Raw genomic sequence first — 15,960 nt, 5'->3', positions numbered from 1 at the left:
CGGTGGCGTTAGCCAACTACCAATACGCGAATGGCATCGAGTCGCAATTTAGCTTGCTGCAAGACGTGGTTGCCTTGTTCGTACTGGCGTTCCAATGCACTGATTTCATCGTCACGCACCAGCGGATTGACCTCTCGGAGCGCTTTCAGACGCTGGATCTCTTCCTCCAGTTCGCGGCTGAAACGCGCTCGGGCTTCGTCAATGACTTGTGAGTGCTGATCCTTCGCGGCCGCTTCGGCGTTTTTTAGCAGCGCTTCTACTGGTTCGCGTTGGGTTTTGGCGACCTTAGTGGCCAGTTGACGTGGCAGTGATTCAACTTGGGCGTCGAGGGTATCGAAACTGACCTTGGACGCCAGGTCGTTACCGCTGGTATCGAGCAAACAGCGGATCGGCGTTGGCGGTAGATAACGCTGCAGCTGCAAGGCCCGCGGCGCTATGGCCTCACACACGAATATGCATTCCAGTAGCATGGTGCCGGGCTTGAGCGCCTTATTCTTGAGCAGGCCAACCGAGCTATTGCCCATGCTGCCTGACAACACCAAGTCCATACCACCCTGCAGCATTGGATGCTCCCACGTCAGGAACTGCATGTCTTCGCGCGAGAGCGCGGTTTCCCGGTCATAGGTGATGGTCACGCCTTCGTCATCGCCCAACGGGAAGCCAGCGTCCAGCATGCGCTCGCCAGGCCGCAGTACCAAGGCGTTGTCTGAATGATCGTCGCTGTCGATGCCGAATACGTCGAACAGGCGCTCCATATAAATGGGCAGCTGCAGATTGTTGTCTTGTTTATCGATGGCGCTGATCATCTGCGCGGAGTCCTGATGGCCGCGCGAATGCAACTCCAACAAGCGATCGCGACCGTTGTGCAGCTCTTGCTCCATTGCCAATCGACGGCTGCGCGCCTGCTCGATCAGAGCTTCCCATTCGCTGGTCTGCGGATGGTCGAGTTGGGTCAGTAGCGCGCCGCCAAATTCGTGCTGCAGGGCGTTGCCAGCAGGGCAAGTGCTCTGAAAGGCATTCAGTGCGAGGTGATACCACTCGAACAGGCGCTGCTGGGCAGTCTCTTCGATGTAGGGAATGTGCAGCTGAATGATCTCACGTTGGCCAATGCGATCAAGACGGCCAATACGCTGCTCCAGCAGATCGGGGTGGCTGGGTAAATCGAACATCACCAAGTGATGCGCAAATTGGAAATTGCGCCCTTCACTGCCGATCTCCGAGCAAATCATCACCTGGGCGCCGAACTCTTCATCTGCGAAGAAGGCGGCGGCGCGGTCGCGCTCGATGATGCTCATACCCTCGTGGAATACAGTGGCTGGGACGCCGCTGCGCACGCGCAGGGCGTCTTCCAGATCAAGCGCGGTTTCGGCATGCGCGCAAATCACCAACACCTTGCTGCGCTTAAGCACCTTAAGGGTGTCTATCAGCCATTCGACGCGCGGATCTTCGAGCCACCACATGGTTTCGGCAGCGTCGAAATCAGCCTGCAGCGGCTGTTCTGGATAAAGTGAAACGCGGCCTTCCAGGTCCTGATAAAGCGCAGGGCAAGGGAGGGGGTAAGCATGCAGCTGGCGTTCAGGGAACCCCGAAATGGCTGCGCGCGTATTGCGATACAACACCCGTCCGGTGCCGTGGCGGTCGAGCAGCTGGCGAACCAGACTGTCACGGGCGTTGTCGGCAGCTTCGCCGATCTCGTTCAGTGCCGCCAGTTGCGGCTCGGCGCTATTGCCAAGCCAGTCGACGATTGCGCTTTGGTCGGCATCAGTCAGTTGGTCGGCTTCCAGTAGGTGTTGTACTGCGTCGGCTACCGGCTGATAGCGCTCGGCTTCAGCGATGAACTCCGGCAGGCTGTGAAAACGGTCTGGATCGAGCAGTCGCAGGCGCGCAAAGTGGCTAGCTTGGCCGAGTTGCTCGGGCGTGGCGGTCAGCAGCAGCACGGCAGGGATCTGCCTCGCCAGGCCTTCTACCAGCTGATACTCGGGGCTGGGTTTGTCTTCATGCCAGACCAGATGATGGGCCTCATCGACTACCAGCATGTCCCAGTCGGTTTGCTGCAGGTAATCACTGACTTTGCCGTTCTCAAGCAAAAACTCCAGTGCCACCAGCGCCAGCTGCTCCTCCTCAAACGGATTCTCTTCCGCGCCTTCGCAGCGATCTGGATTGAATAGCGCAAACTGCAGGTTGAAGCGCCGACGCATTTCCACCAGCCACTGGTGCTGCAAGTTTTCGGGTACCACGATCAGTGCGCGACGAATACGCCCAGTCTGCAATTGGCGGTGTAAAATCAGACCGGCCTCGATGGTTTTACCCAAGCCAACCTCATCCGCCAGCAGGACGCGTGGCGCCATACGGTCGGCAACATCGCGGGCAATATGCAGCTGGTGCCCAATGGGTTGTGTGCGCACACCCGCCAAGCCCAGCAACGGCGAACGCTGCACGCGGCAGTAATGACGCAAGCTTTCATGGCGCAAGCTGAACCAGGGCAGGGGGTCGATCTGACTGGCGAACAGTCGGTCACTGGCCAGTCGGAACTGAATGAAATTGTCGAGCATGGTTTCGGCGAAAACGGTCTCGCTGCCGTCGTCGCGCAGCCCGGTGTAGACCAGCAGACCGTCTTCTTCGCCAACGTCGTTGACGGTGATGCTCCAGCCCTCGTGGTGGCTGATGCTGTCGCCGGGGCTGAAGCGCACCCGCGTCAGAGGCGCGTTGCGCAATGCGTAATGACGAGTCTCGCCGCTGGCGGGGTACAACACCACCACCATACGGTCGTCTTGAGAGAGGACTGTGCCCAGTCCCAGTTCTGATTCGCTGTCACTTACCCAGCGTTGTCCCGGGATAAATCCTGCCATGCCTCTCTCCTGACCGTGCGAAAAAAAGGGCGCACATCTTAACCGATAGGCCAGCAAGCAGAAACCTTGGGTTTCAATCTGCTGATGTTAAATCTCGCTTTACAGTTGATCAAAAAACATTCAATTATGTGTCTCGCATCACAGTTATTGCTGTAAAGGCGCGATCTTTTCGGTCGATACAGTGTAGACAACTTTGTATATAGAGCCGATGTCAGGGTGTCTGGCGGCTTTCACGAGGCTACACATTAATGTTGATTCCAGGATTTCCATCCGGGGGTGCTCAACTGGACCCCGTCAAGTTTAAGCGGCAGGTGGAGCCGGCGCAGCAATCTCTGCCGGTAGACAAGGCCGAGACAGCGCCGGTTGAGCGGCGGCAGCGCGACAAAGGACGCTGGCCGGAGCGGCGGAGCAAGCGGCGTCGCTTTATGCGTCAAGAACAGGCGTCGGATGAGCGCGAGTTCGATTTACCTAGCAAAGGGCTGCTGGTTGACATTGAAGTCTGAAGCGATGCTAGTCTTGCAGGCATTCAACAACCCAATTGCGCCGTCAGGGGTTTAAGCATGTCTGAGAAAACCGATGCTCCAGTGGTCGTCGATCTTGCTGAGGCGCGGCAGCAACGCATCCACGACATTCACGATGCGCGCCTGGAGGCTATGCGTAGTGCCTTCGCTAAGGCATTGCCGCTTGCTGGCGCCAAAGCGTCCGGCAAAGCCAAGAAAAAAACCAAGAAAAAGCCACGCTGATCCGGCGTTATCGCACTTCATTGACCCCGGTCAATATCCTCTGCAAGGCATCGACCTAACCTGTGTCTATAGAAAACGCAGGAGGTGTCTTATGTACGTTGATGCAGCGGTCATTGCAGGATTGGTCACGGTGGGCTTGATGTTTGCTTTTTTCGGTGGGGTGGGCTTGTTTATTTGGAGTGATATCAAAAAGACCAAGAAAAAAGCCTGAGTCGGGTTGCCTGCGGTTGGGGCATAATGGCGGGCCTGTGCACAGCGGCAGACTATTATGCTTACTTCAAATCCGCCTCCCCCTCGGTCTCGCTGCGAGCGCTGTCTGCGCCCCTGTTTGCACTGCCTGTGTAGTTTGATCCCTTATTTGACCAACACTACCCACGTGCTGGTGATACAACACCCATCCGAACAAAAGCACGCCCTCAATACCGGCCGCATGCTGACTTTGGGTTTGGCTCGAGCCGATTTATTGATCACCGAATCGCTCGCTGGGCATCCGCAGTGGCTGCTAAAGCTGCAGGATCCCGAGTGGCGCACTGAGCTGCTTTTTCCAGGAGAGCAGGTTCCGTTGCTTGCACTGCAGCCAGCAGACTCCCGTCCACGACGGTTGGTGCTGCTGGATGGTACCTGGCGCAAAGCACGCAAGCTGCTGCATTTAAACTCTTCATTGCAAGCGTTAGCGAAGGTCAGTCTGCCTGCGGGTTTGCACAGTCGTTATCGGCTGCGCAAGGTGCCGGAAGCCGGTGCGCTCTCCAGTATTGAGGCAGGCGCAGAAGCGCTTCGCCTGCTTGAACCAGAGCTTCCGGTCGAGCAGCTGCTGATCCCATTCGATGCGCTGATAGATGCTCAAATCAATGCTATGGGGCAGGGGCTCTATCAGCGTAATTACCATTCTCGTTAAGCATCCCTACTAATAACGTCTGCAGATCATCTTGCTGACGTGTAGGGCGCTTGATTCATGCTACTTATAGTGCCCCCCGAATTCCCACTTGCTGCTCTGCTTGTCGCTAGACTGAGCCTCGAGTCATTTGCTCGCACACAACAACAAAAATAGCGCAATTCGATAGTTAAGGGGTTTTCATGCAATCAACAGGACAACGAGTCGTTATTACCGGCGCCGGTAGTGGGCTGGGACGTGAGCTGGCGCTGCGCTACGCGCGGGAAGGCGCGCGTTTGGCGTTGGCTGATATTAACGATGAAGGATTGAAGGAAACCCGGCAGCTGGTGGCTGACGTGGGTGGTTGGAGTTTCAGCCAACGCTGTGATGTGCGTGATTACAGCCAGTTGGCGGCGCTAGCGCAAAGTTGTGAAGAGCGTTTCGGTGGTGTGGATGTGCTAATTAATAACGCCGGTGTGGCCTCCGGCGGTATGTTCTGGGATCTCAGTCTCGAGGATTGGGACTTTCAAATTGGTATAAACCTTATTGGTGTGGTTAAAGGGTGCAAGGCTTTCATGCCGTTATTCCTGGCGCAGGGGAGTGGGCGGATCATTAATATCGCTTCCATGGCCGCGCATATTCAGACACCGGGCATGAGTAACTACAATGTTGCCAAGGCGGGCGTCTTGGCCCTCTCAGAAAGCCTATTAGCTGAGCTGCAACCCTTGGGGATCAAAGTCAGCGTGGTCTGCCCATCATTTTTCCAGACCAATCTGCTGGACTCCTATCATGGCCCTGATCGCCAATCTAAAACTGATATGGCCAAGCTGCTGCAGAGTTCTCCAATCAGCGCGGCCGATGTGGCCGATGTAACCTACCGCGAGAGCGAAGCCGACCAATTTATGATTTTGCCGCACGAGCGTGGCCGTTTGGCAGTAGAGCAGAAGCGGGCGGATCCTCAGGTAATCTATCAAGAAATGTTCAAATTGGCCGCGCGTCGATTGCAGCAGAGCTGACCTTGAGCCAGGCGGCTGACTCTCTGGTTAGTCGCTCTGCAGGGCTCTTTACTTCAAATGGTTCTTTATCACGCTGGTCTATTTTGTTTACCGCACGCGACGGTGTCTTTATGCTTGTCGGCCTTTGATGGCGGTAGATGATTGCTCTGAGTCGCCATCCATTCACGAGTGTCTGGCCTGCTTAACAGCCTGATACTCGCTATACCCCTGCTGAATTTGAGGTTACTAGCATGCGTGACGTCGTTATTGTCGACAGTGTACGGACCGGTCTGGCCAAGTCATTCCGTGGCAAGTTCAACATTACCCGCCCTGATGATATGGCCGCGCATTGCGTTAACGCACTGCTGGAGCGTACTGGTGTGGATCCTAAGCTGATCGATGATTGCATCGTCGGTGCCGGTTCCAATGAAGGTGCTCAGGGTCACAACATCGGTCGTAACGTGGCTGTGTTGTCCAAGATGGGTATTGATGTTGCGGGCATGACCCTCAACCGTTATTGCTCTTCAGGCCTGCAAGCTATTGCTATCGCCGCCAACCAGATCGCTTCCGGTTGCTCCGATGCCATCGTTGCTGGTGGTGTGGAATCCATCACCATGACGGCCAAAAGCCGCAATACGGATAACTTCGTTAACCCGATTCTGGAACAAGACTTTCCTGGCATCTATTACCCTATGGGTCAGACCGCCGAAATCGTCGCGCGTCGTTACAACGTTACCCGCGAGCAGCAGGACGAGTACTCCCTGCAGAGCCAGCAGCGCACCGCGCGTGCCCAGGCTGATGGCTTGTTCGACGACGAAATCGTACCGATGAACGTCAAGTATCAGGTTCAGGATAAGGCGACTGGTGATATCAGCATCGTCGATGGCGTTGTTGATCGTGACGAGTGCAACCGTCCTGAAACCACCCTGGAAGGTCTGAACAGTCTGAAGCCGGTCTTCTCTGAAGACGGTTCAGTGACTGCTGGTAACGCCTCTCAGTTGTCTGACGGCGCGTCCATGACGCTGCTGATGAGCCTGGAAAAGGCGTTGGAGCTGGGTCTGAAGCCTTTGGCCTACTTCCGCGGCTTTACGGTTGCTGGTTGCGAGCCAGACGAAATGGGCATCGGCCCTGTCTACTCGGTGCCTAAGCTGCTTAAGGCTCGTGGTCTGACGGTTGAGGATATCGACCTGTGGGAACTGAACGAAGCTTTCGCTTCCCAGTGCTTGTACGCGCGTGACTTCCTCAAGATCGACAACGAGAAGTACAACGTTAACGGCGGCTCTATCTCCATCGGCCATCCATTCGGCATGACCGGTTCACGTCAGGTCGGTCATTTGGTACGTGAGCTGCAACGTCGTGGTAAGCGTTATGGCGTAGTTACCATGTGTGTTGGCGGCGGCATGGGTGCAACTGGCCTGTTCGAAGCTTACAAGTAATACCGCAGTCATAGCCGATCTTCGGGTCGGCACTGCTCGAAAGGCGTGCCTGGTGCACGCCTTTTTTGTGTCTCGAATTTTTGCTGCGTTGGTCGATGTCAGCTGGTTTGCCTTGTGGCACAATGCCGGAACTATGACAGGACAGGATTGCAGCGGCTCAATGCGCGCTTTTCAGCACATCAGCAGATTTTGCCATGACGACTGAAGCCCGTCGGGTGGGCTTTCTGCTGCTGCCAGGCACCCACCCCGGTGCCATGATGCCGGCTTTATCGGTATTGCTTTCGGCTAATCGCATGGCCGAGCAGCAGCGTTACGTGCCCGAAACCTACACCTTGGATGCTAACGCGCTAACAGCCAGTGATGGCCTCAGCTTGGCTGCGGCGCCTTGGCAGCAGTGCGCTAGCGGGTTGGCGCAACTGTGGTTGGTGGCCGATCAGCTGCCTGCGTCCGATGACATGCCCAAGGCGTTGCTGGCATTTCTGCAACAGGCGCTTGCTGCTGGCGTCTTTTTGGGTGGCCTGGAGGCGGGCGTAGCCGGTTTGGCGGTCGCAGGCCTGCTGGATCAGCGCCGCTGCGCTGTACATTGGCGCATGCTGGACGAGTTTCGCGAGCGCTTCCCTGACGTAGAAGCGACCACGCATCTATTTGAGCTGGGCGATGGCTTTGGTTCCAGTAGCGGTGGGCAGGCGACTACCGACCTGTTTCTTACGCTATTGGCGCAGGAGCAGGGGCAGGATCTGGCGGCACTGGTGGCGGAAGACCTGGTGGTCGAGCGTATTCGCGATGGCAGCGAGCGGCAGCGTATGCCATTACGCAACCGCTTGGGCAGCAGTCATCCGAAGCTCACGCAGGCGGTTATCTTGATGGAATCCAACATTGAAGAGCCGCTGACCACGGACGAAATTGCGCGCCATGTGTGTGTATCGCGGCGACAGCTAGAGCGCATTTTCAAGCAGTACCTCAACAGTGTGCCATCGCAGTATTACCTGGAACTAAGGCTCACACGTGCGCGGCAAATGCTGTTGCAAACCAGTAAGTCGATTATTCAGATTGGCTTGTCGTGCGGCTTTTCGTCAGGGCCGCACTTCTCCAGTGCCTATCGCAATTGTTTTGGTGTCACCCCGCGAGAAGATCGTAACCATCGGCGTGCTCAGCAGGCTGCGGAAAGTGTCGCGAAAGAATCCTGATGCTTGGCGTGCCGCGCCGAGTGATACATGAATATTAAGCATGCCAGTGTTGGCGTGCCAAGAGAGGGAAGGAGATGACAGTGTCAACAGAGGTCGGTCGGGCTGATTTTGATCGTGTGATGGTGCCCAATTATGCACCTGTGAACATGGTGCCCGTGCGTGGCGCGGGTTCGCGCCTGTGGGATCAGCAAGGCCGCGAATATGTTGATCTGGCCGGCGGTATTGCGGTTAATGCTTTGGGTCACGCGCATCCGGCTTTGGTTGAAGCGTTGACTGAGCAGGCTGGCCGGCTATGGCATGTCTCCAATATCATGACGAACGAGCCGGCGTTACGCTTGGCCGACAAGCTGGTGGCGGCGACCTTCGCTGAGAAGGTGTTCTTTGCCAACTCGGGCACTGAGGCTAACGAGGCAGCATTCAAGCTGGCGCGGCGCTGGGCGCATAATCTGCATGGTGCCGAGAAGCATCAGATCATCGCCTGTAGTAACAGCTTTCACGGGCGCTCGTTATTTACGGTCAGCGTGGGTGGTCAGCCGAAATATTCTGAAGGTTTTGGCCCAGCATTGGCGGGTATCAGCCACGTACCCTACCAAGACATAGCCGCTTTAGAAGCAATGATCTCGGACCAGACATGTGCCGTAGTCCTAGAACCGGTGCAGGGCGAGGGCGGAGTCATTCCCGCCTCGGATGACTATCTGCGTCAGGTGCGCGCGCTCTGTGATAAGCACAACGCGCTGCTGGTGTTTGATGAAGTGCAGAGTGGCATGGGACGTACCGGCAAACTGTTTGCCTATATGCACAGCGGCGTGACGCCGGACATTCTGACCAGTGCCAAGAGCCTGGGTGGCGGCTTCCCGATTTCCGCCATGCTGACCACTGCTGCGGTAGCCGAGCACTTTGTTGTCGGTACGCACGGTAGTACCTACGGCGGCAATCCGCTGGCGTGCGCGGTGGCGGGCCGGGTGATGGATATTGTCAACACACCTGAGGTGCTGGATGGCGTGGTGCTGCGTAACCAGATGCTAGTTGAAGCGTTACAGCACATGGCCAGTGAGTTTGGCGTATTTTCTTCAGTGCGTGGCCGCGGCTTACTGTTGGGCGCTGTGATGGCGGAGCAGTGGCGCGGCAAGGCCAAGGATATACAGATGCTGGCGCAAGAAGAGGGTTTGTTGGTGCTGCAGGCCGGCCCTGATGTTTTGCGTTTGGCGCCTAGTTTGATTATCGATGAAGCCGATATTGCCGAAGGTATGCAGCGTCTGCGCACGGCCCTGCAACGGCTGGTCGGATAGGTCACGGAGACAAGCAATGTTGATGCTGCGATTGGGTAAACGGAGCGATCTACCGCAGATCGAACGGTTGGCGGCGGCCAGTCCGGTCGGTGTGACCTCGTTGCCGGCCAATCGTGAGCGTTTGGCGGAGATTCTGGCTGCCTCGCAGGCGTCCATGGCAGAAGAAGTGACCTTGACCGGTGAAGAACGCTATTTCTTTGTGCTGGAGGATACCGATAACGGTGACCTGGTGGGCTGCAGTGGCATCATTGCGGCCTCCGGCTTTCGTGCCCCCTTCTATACCTTTCGCAACGAGATGTTCGTGCATGCCTCCCGTGAGTTGGGTCTGCATAACCGTATTCATGTTTTATCGCTATGCCATGATTTGACCGGGCATAGCCTGTTGGCGGGCTTTCATCTGGCGGATACCCAATCAGACCCTGCAGCAATGCAACTGACTGCACGGGGGCGGTTGCTGTTTATGGCGAGTCACCCGCAGCGCTTTGCCGAGTCAACCTCGGTCGAGGTGGTTGGCGTGAGCGACAGCGAAGGCAATGCGCCGTTCTGGGATGCGGTGGGTCGCCACTTCTTTTCCGTTAGTTACTCTGAGGCAGAGCGCATCGGCAGTGAGCGTGGGCGTAGCTTTCTGGCGGAGTTGATGCCGGGCTATCCCATCTATGTGCCCATGCTGTCGGATGAGGCGCAAGAGGTTATCGGGCAGGTCAATCCGTCGGTACAAGATGTATTCGATATTCTGATGGACGAAGGCTTTGAGACGGACAACTACGTCGATATTTTCGACGGTGGTCCGGTAGTGCATGCCAAAACAGCGCTGCTCAACAGTGTGCGCAATAGTGTATTGACGCAGGTACAGATAGGCTCGCGCGAGCCGGGCGAGACTTTGTGGTTGGTCGCCAATACGCAGGTGGGTGATTTTCGTGCTGGTGCGCTGTTGCTTGCCTGGCAGCCGGGTGAGCCGCTGGTGCTGGATCAAGTGCTGGCCGATCAGCTGTGCGTCGCTGAAGGTGATCAAGTGCGCCTGGTGAGGGGAGACTGAGATGCTGGTTCGTGCTGCCGGAATGCAGGACCTGGATACGCTATTGGCGCTAGCTGCCAGCGCAGGTTCGGGGCTTACCACTTTGCCAGCCAGCGAGGATCGTCTGGTCGAGCGCCTGGAGTGCGTGGCGCAAAGTTTTGCTGGCGCCGCTCCCCAGGCCGATGCGGATTACCTGTTTGTGCTGGAAAATGAACAAGGCCGCGTCGTGGGTACCAGTGGCATGCTTGGTGCGGCGGGTATGCGCGAGCCCTGGTACAGCTACCGCATGGGGCTGACCGTGGCGGCTAGTCGCGAGCTGAATGTCTATCGCCAGCAGCCGACGTTGTTTCTGGTCAACGATCTGACCGGCGCTACGGCTTTGTGCTCCTATTTTCTTGATCCCGCTTTCCGCAACGGAGATAACGCGCGCCTGTTGTCGAAGGCGCGTTTCATGTTTATGGCAGACTGCCCTCAGGATTTCTCATCACGGGTCATAGTTGAGATGCGCGGCCTTTCGGACAGTGCCGGACGCTCGCCGTTCTGGGACAGCCTGGGGCAGCACTTTTTTCGCATGGACTTTGCTCGTGCAGATTATCTGACGGGCATCGGAAACAAGGCGTTCATTGCTGAGATGATGCCCAAATTTCCGCTCTATGCCTGCTTTCTCAGTGACGCTGCTCGGGAGTCCATAGGGCAAGTGCACCCTGACTCGGAGGCCGGTCGTGCGGTACTGGAAGAGGAGGGTATGTGCTATCAGGGCTACGTGGATATTTTTGACGGAGGTGCCACGCTGGAAGCCCAGCGCAGCCAAGTGCGTGCTATTCGCGACAGCCGCACCTTATTGTTGGCAATTGGTACGCCAGGAGAGGAGGCGACGACGCATCTGATCCATAATCGCCTGCGTGATAACTGCCGTATGATTGCCGCGCCAGCGCGGGTTGCGGCTGGCACCTTGGTGGTTTCTGCGGCATCGGCAGAGCGGTTGAAGCTGCGTGCTGGCACGCCAGTCAGAGCGGTGGCGCTACAGGGCTGAGCCGGCATCTCGCGGAGGGCGCCAAGCGCCTATGCTGGCCATAGATAATATCAACTGCACAGATAATGCATCGCGCGGGCTGATGCCTATATAATGCGGGTCTTTGCCTTGCTTTAGCAGCTCTCCGGGTAAACATCCCCTACGCGGCGCAGACCGCGAAATGCCCATCGAGTCGCAGCAGGCTGACCAGTTTGTGGTAAGGGACTTATGAAAAGCGCAGAAATCCGTGAAGCCTTCCTCCATTTCTTTGAAGAAAAGGGGCACAGCCGTGTCGCCTCCAGTTCGCTGATTCCGGCGAATGACCCAACGTTGTTGTTCACCAATGCCGGTATGAACCAGTTTAAAGACTGTTTTCTCGGGTTGGAGAAGCGCGCCTATACGCGTGCCACCAGCAGCCAGAAATGCGTGCGTGCCGGCGGTAAGCACAACGATCTGGAAAACGTGGGTTATACCGCGCGCCATCATACTTTTTTTGAAATGCTGGGTAATTTCAGCTTTGGCGATTACTTCAAGCGTGACGCGATCAATTACGCGTGGGAGTTTTTGACGTCCAAGGATTGGCTGAGCCTGCCGCAGGAAAAGCTCTGGGTGACCGTCTACGCCAGCGATGACGAAGCCTACGATATCTGGACCAAAGAGATCGGCGTGCCGGCGGAACGTATGATTCGCATCGGCGACAACAAGGGTGCGCCCTATGCCTCCGACAATTTCTGGGCAATGGGTGATACCGGTCCTTGCGGTCCTTGCAGTGAAATTTTCTTTGATCACGGTGAAGACATCTGGGGCGGCCCACCCGGCAGCCCGGAAGAAGACGGTGATCGTTACATCGAAATCTGGAATAACGTTTTCATGCAGTTCAACCGCACGGCCGATGGCGTGATGCATCCGCTGCCGGCGCCGAGTGTGGATACCGGCATGGGGTTGGAGCGGATCAGTGCCGTGTTGCAGCACGTGCATTCCAACTACGAAATCGACCTGTTTCAAAGCCTGCTTGAAGCCTCTGCCAAGGCCATCGGTTGCGAGCAGAATAATGCCGCTTCGTTAAAGGTGGTTGCGGATCACATTCGTTCTTGCAGCTTCCTGATTGCTGATGGCGTGCTGCCGTCCAATGAAGGGCGTGGCTATGTGCTGCGTCGCATCATTCGCCGCGCCTGCCGACATGGCAACAAGTTGGGCGCGCAAGGTTTGTTTTTCCACAAGATCGTTGCGGCATTGGCAGCGGAGATGGGCGACGCTTTTGCGGAGCTCAAGACGCAGCAAGCCCATATCGAGCGAGTACTGAAAACCGAAGAAGAGCAGTTCGCTAAAACATTGGATCAGGGCCTGAAAATTCTGGAGCAGGACCTGGCTGAGCTTAAGGGCACAGAGATACCGGGTGAGGTGGTCTTCAAGCTGTATGACACCTACGGATTCCCTGCTGACCTGACCGGCGACATCGCCCGCGAGCGTGAGCTGACCATTGATGAGGCAGGTTTTGAAGCCGCCATGAACGCGCAGCGTGACCGTGCGCGCTCAGCCAGTCAGTTTGGTTTGGATTACAACAGCCTCGTGAAAGTAGACGCGGTTACCCGCTTTCAGGGCTATGCCGGTACGCACGGCGAGGGCGCGGTTGTTGGTTTGTACTGTAACGGCGAGCTGGTTGACCAACTGCGCGAAGGCGATAGCGGCGTGGTGATCCTTGATCAAACGCCGTTTTACGCTGAGTCGGGCGGGCAGGTGGGTGACTCCGGTTATCTTCAAGCAGATGGCTTTAGCTTTGAGGTTAGCGACACCACCAAGGCAGGTAACGCCCATTTGCATCACGGCAAGGTGCTGCAAGGTAGCTTGAGCAAGGGCGCCGCAGTTACCGCGCAGGTCGATGCCGGAGTGCGCCAGTCAATCGCGCTGAACCACTCAGCAACGCATTTGCTGCACGCAGCACTGCGGCAGTCCTTGGGCGACCACGTTCAGCAGAAGGGCTCGTTGGTAGATAGCCAGCGCCTGCGTTTTGACTTCAGTCACTACGAGGCAATCAAGCCTGAGCAGTTGCGTGAACTAGAAAATCAAGTTAATGAGCAGATCAGACAGAACTCTGCGGTGGATATTGAAGTCACAAATATTGAGCAGGCCAAAGAAAAAGGCGCCATGGCTCTGTTTGGTGAAAAATACGGTGACGAAGTCCGCGTACTGACCATGGGTGGCGGTTTCTCGGTTGAGCTCTGTGGTGGTACTCACGTACAGCGCACTGGCGATATTGGCTTGTTCAAGATTATTGCCGAGAGCGGCATTGCCTCAGGCGTGAGACGTATCGAAGCAGTGACGGGCCAAGGTGCTTTGGAATTTGTAGCGCAAACCGAAGAGCGTTTGCGCGAAGCGGCTCAGGTAGTGAAAGGCAGTCGCGATACGTTGATCGATAAGTTGTCGGCTTTGGTTGAGCGTACTCGCCAGCTCGAGAAAGACGTCGATCAGCTTAAAGCCAAGGCCGCCAGTGCCGCCGGTAGCGATATGGCTGCCGAGGCGCAAAAGGTGGGTGAGCGTACTGTGCTGGTCAAGCGGGTTGATGGTGTGGATGGCAAAAGCTTGATGGCGTTGGTTGATCAGCTAAAGAATAAGTTGGGCTCCGCCGCGATTCTATTGGGTGGTGAAGCTGACGGTAAGGTAGTCCTGGTAGCCGGCGTTACCAAGGATCTGGCCGGTAAGGTTAAAGCCGGCGATTGGATCCGCAATACCGCTCAAGCAGTGGGCGGTAAAGGTGGTGGGCGTCCGGATATGGCGCAAGGCGGCGGTACCGAGGTCGCAGCGTTGGATCAAGCGCTAGTAGATGCAGTCATCTGGGTTGGTCAGCAATAAGCTCTGATTGATTGTTGAAAAATAAGGTGGCATCCGGTTTGGGTGCCTGGGAATGGTCGGCAAGCCGATCTTTGGGTAAGGATTGACGTAACAAAATGGCGCTTATTGTCCAGAAGTTTGGTGGTACCTCGGTTGGCAGCGTTGACCGCATCATGCAGGTCGCCGAGAAAATCAAAGGCTTCAAATCCAAAGGGCATGATCTGGTTGTGGTGGTGTCTGCCATGAGTGGCGAAACCAACCGACTGATCGAATTGGCCAAACAGATTCAGGCCGAGCCGGATGCACGTGAGATGGATGTCATTGTCTCTACGGGCGAGCAGGTGACCATTGGCTTGTTAGCTATGGCATTAAAAGCGACGGGTGTGCCAGCGGTATCTTTTACTGGCTCCCAAGTGCGCATTGTCACCGACAGTGCCTACGGTAAAGCGCGCATTCAGCAAATTGACGATGATCGCTTGCGCGCCGAACTGGCTGCCGGAAGGGTTGTCATAGTTGCAGGCTTTCAGGGTGTGGATGAGCACGGCGCTATCACCACATTGGGCCGCGGTGGCTCAGATACCACGGGTGTGGCGTTGGCTGCCGCACTGAAAGCTGATGAATGTCAGATATATACCGACGTGGATGGCGTCTACACCACTGATCCGCGAGTAGTCGAGCGCGCCCGGCGGCTGGACAAGATCACCTTCGAAGAGATGTTGGAGATGGCTAGTCTTGGCTCCAAGGTCTTGCAGATTCGCGCAGTCGAATTCGCTGGCAAGTACAACGTGCCCCTGCGAGTTCTACACAGCTTTAAAGAAGGCCCAGGTACTCTTATTACCCTTGAGGAAAATGTGTCGATGGAACAACCCGTCATCTCTGGCATTGCATTCAACCGTGATGAAGCCAAGCTCACTATCCGCGGCGTGCCAGATACCCCCGGTGTAGCCTTCAAGATTATCGGCCCGGTCAGTGCCGCCAATATTGAAGTGGATATGATCGTGCAGAACGTATCGCAGGATAACACCACGGATTTTACGTTCACGGTGCACCGTAATGACTTCCGCAAAGCGGAGGCTATTCTTAAGGAAACGGCGATCAGCATCGGTGCGCGTGAAGTAGCCGCCGACGACAAGATCGCCAAAGTATCTATTGTCGGTGTGGGTATGCGCTCGCACGCTGGCGTGGCCAGCAATATGTTCGAGGCGCTGGCTAAAGACAGTATTAATATCCAGATGATCTCTACCTCCGAAATCAAGGTCTCGGTAGTAATCGACGAAAAGTACTTGGAATTGGCGGTGCGTTCGCTGCATACCGCTTTTGACCTGGATGCGGAAGTTGCGCAAGAGGTCTGAACGATATCGAATTCTCGCAGGCCGGTAACGGCTTGCTTGTAAGGGCACGGTCTCTGGCTGCCGTGTCCGCCTGTAACCCCTCAGGGGCTGGAGGCATCAAGCTGGTTTTGCAGACTGTTGTGTCCTGATCATGAGCAAGGAGAAAAGGAATGCTGATACTCACTCGACGGGTTGGTGAAACCCTGATGGTAGGTGATGAAGTGACCGTGACCGTTCTGGGTGTCAAGGGCAACCAGGTACGAATCGGCGTGAACGCCCCGAAAGAAGTGGCCGTACACCGTGAAGAGATCTACCAGCGGATTCAGAAAGAAAAAGACGAAGAACCAAATAACTAATTTTATTGAGTTTTTCGTTGCAATTAGTGAAGCGCGCGGTTAATATT

General features: G+C 56.2%; 14 protein-coding genes. 13 read left to right on the top strand and 1 reads right to left on the bottom strand.

What is annotated here, in order from left to right:
- Window positions 1-8: 8 nt before the first annotated feature.
- Window positions 9-2,849, bottom strand: coding sequence for an RNA polymerase-associated protein RapA (gene rapA / locus AC1XYH_RS11015; RefSeq protein WP_483323236.1), 2,841 nt, complete (start codon window positions 2,847-2,849; stop codon window positions 9-11).
- A gap of 248 nt (window positions 2,850-3,097) precedes the next feature.
- Here rapA and AC1XYH_RS11010 point away from each other — a divergent pair, with 248 nt between their 5' ends.
- From AC1XYH_RS11010 to csrA, 13 genes are all read left to right on the top strand, one after another.
- On the top strand, window positions 3,098-3,352 hold the full coding sequence (locus AC1XYH_RS11010) for a hypothetical protein (RefSeq protein WP_483323235.1): 255 nt from the start codon (window positions 3,098-3,100) through the stop codon (window positions 3,350-3,352).
- A gap of 57 nt (window positions 3,353-3,409) precedes the next feature.
- On the top strand, window positions 3,410-3,592 hold the full coding sequence (locus AC1XYH_RS11005; RefSeq protein ID WP_483323234.1) for a hypothetical protein: 183 nt from the start codon (window positions 3,410-3,412) through the stop codon (window positions 3,590-3,592).
- Between the two features lie 91 nt (window positions 3,593-3,683).
- Complete coding sequence (ccoM, locus tag AC1XYH_RS11000) at window positions 3,684-3,803, top strand: cytochrome c oxidase subunit CcoM (protein WP_483323233.1); 120 nt, start codon at window positions 3,684-3,686, stop codon at window positions 3,801-3,803.
- A 57-nt stretch (window positions 3,804-3,860) separates the two neighbouring features.
- On the top strand, window positions 3,861-4,487 hold the full coding sequence (locus AC1XYH_RS10995) for a tRNA-uridine aminocarboxypropyltransferase (protein WP_483323232.1): 627 nt from the start codon (window positions 3,861-3,863) through the stop codon (window positions 4,485-4,487).
- Window positions 4,488-4,666: 179 nt separating this feature from the next.
- Complete coding sequence (locus AC1XYH_RS10990) at window positions 4,667-5,479, top strand: SDR family oxidoreductase (RefSeq protein ID WP_483323231.1); 813 nt, start codon at window positions 4,667-4,669, stop codon at window positions 5,477-5,479.
- A gap of 230 nt (window positions 5,480-5,709) precedes the next feature.
- Entirely contained in the window at window positions 5,710-6,894 is a 1,185-nt protein-coding gene (locus AC1XYH_RS10985) for a thiolase family protein (protein WP_483323230.1), read from the top strand.
- 194 nt (window positions 6,895-7,088) lie between these two features.
- Complete coding sequence (locus AC1XYH_RS10980; RefSeq protein WP_483323229.1) at window positions 7,089-8,081, top strand: GlxA family transcriptional regulator; 993 nt, start codon at window positions 7,089-7,091, stop codon at window positions 8,079-8,081.
- Window positions 8,082-8,155: 74 nt separating this feature from the next.
- Window positions 8,156-9,370 carry an aspartate aminotransferase family protein gene (locus AC1XYH_RS10975; protein WP_483323228.1) on the top strand — a complete coding sequence of 405 codons (1,215 nt, stop codon included), beginning with the start codon at window positions 8,156-8,158 and terminating at the stop codon, window positions 9,368-9,370.
- A 16-nt stretch (window positions 9,371-9,386) separates the two neighbouring features.
- Window positions 9,387-10,406 (top strand): arginine N-succinyltransferase, encoded by a 1,020-nt coding sequence (locus AC1XYH_RS10970; protein WP_483323227.1) that lies wholly within the window; start codon window positions 9,387-9,389, stop codon window positions 10,404-10,406.
- Between the two features lies 1 nt (window position 10,407).
- Window positions 10,408-11,418: an arginine N-succinyltransferase gene (gene astA / locus AC1XYH_RS10965; RefSeq protein WP_483323226.1), complete on the top strand. Its 1,011-nt coding sequence runs from the start codon at window positions 10,408-10,410 to the stop codon at window positions 11,416-11,418.
- 207 nt (window positions 11,419-11,625) lie between these two features.
- Complete coding sequence (gene alaS, locus AC1XYH_RS10960) at window positions 11,626-14,247, top strand: alanine--tRNA ligase (protein WP_483323225.1); 2,622 nt, start codon at window positions 11,626-11,628, stop codon at window positions 14,245-14,247.
- 95 nt (window positions 14,248-14,342) lie between these two features.
- Window positions 14,343-15,578 carry an aspartate kinase gene (locus tag AC1XYH_RS10955; protein WP_483323224.1) on the top strand — a complete coding sequence of 412 codons (1,236 nt, stop codon included), beginning with the start codon at window positions 14,343-14,345 and terminating at the stop codon, window positions 15,576-15,578.
- Between the two features lie 149 nt (window positions 15,579-15,727).
- Window positions 15,728-15,913: a carbon storage regulator CsrA gene (csrA, locus tag AC1XYH_RS10950; RefSeq protein WP_083724804.1), complete on the top strand. Its 186-nt coding sequence runs from the start codon at window positions 15,728-15,730 to the stop codon at window positions 15,911-15,913.
- Window positions 15,914-15,960 lie beyond the last annotated feature (47 nt).

The organism is Pseudomonas sp. GW-45, from assembly GCF_056896675.1.
Note: the sequence above shows the minus strand (reverse complement) of the source record. Positions and strands in the feature narration are given on the sequence as shown.

Bases quoted from the DNA above. Each gene is read 5' to 3' on its own strand.
- AC1XYH_RS10980 (WP_483323229.1), top strand. From the start codon at position 7,089: ATGACGACTGAAGCCCGTCGGGTGGGCTTTCTGCTGCTGCCAGGCACC.
- AC1XYH_RS10985 (WP_483323230.1), top strand. From the start codon at position 5,710: ATGCGTGACGTCGTTATTGTCGACAGTGTACGGACCGGTCTGGCCAAG.
- AC1XYH_RS10955 (WP_483323224.1), top strand. From the start codon at position 14,343: ATGGCGCTTATTGTCCAGAAGTTTGGTGGTACCTCGGTTGGCAGCGTT.
- AC1XYH_RS10990 (WP_483323231.1), top strand. From the start codon at position 4,667: ATGCAATCAACAGGACAACGAGTCGTTATTACCGGCGCCGGTAGTGGG.
- AC1XYH_RS10995 (WP_483323232.1), top strand. From the start codon at position 3,861: ATGCTTACTTCAAATCCGCCTCCCCCTCGGTCTCGCTGCGAGCGCTGT.
- rapA (WP_483323236.1), bottom strand. From the start codon at position 2,849: ATGGCAGGATTTATCCCGGGACAACGCTGGGTAAGTGACAGCGAATCA.
- astA (WP_483323226.1), top strand. From the start codon at position 10,408: ATGCTGGTTCGTGCTGCCGGAATGCAGGACCTGGATACGCTATTGGCG.
- alaS (WP_483323225.1), top strand. From the start codon at position 11,626: ATGAAAAGCGCAGAAATCCGTGAAGCCTTCCTCCATTTCTTTGAAGAA.
- AC1XYH_RS10975 (WP_483323228.1), top strand. From the start codon at position 8,156: ATGACAGTGTCAACAGAGGTCGGTCGGGCTGATTTTGATCGTGTGATG.
- AC1XYH_RS11010 (WP_483323235.1), top strand. From the start codon at position 3,098: ATGTTGATTCCAGGATTTCCATCCGGGGGTGCTCAACTGGACCCCGTC.
- AC1XYH_RS10970 (WP_483323227.1), top strand. From the start codon at position 9,387: ATGTTGATGCTGCGATTGGGTAAACGGAGCGATCTACCGCAGATCGAA.
- AC1XYH_RS11005 (WP_483323234.1), top strand. From the start codon at position 3,410: ATGTCTGAGAAAACCGATGCTCCAGTGGTCGTCGATCTTGCTGAGGCG.
- csrA (WP_083724804.1), top strand. From the start codon at position 15,728: ATGCTGATACTCACTCGACGGGTTGGTGAAACCCTGATGGTAGGTGAT.
- ccoM (WP_483323233.1), top strand. From the start codon at position 3,684: ATGTACGTTGATGCAGCGGTCATTGCAGGATTGGTCACGGTGGGCTTG.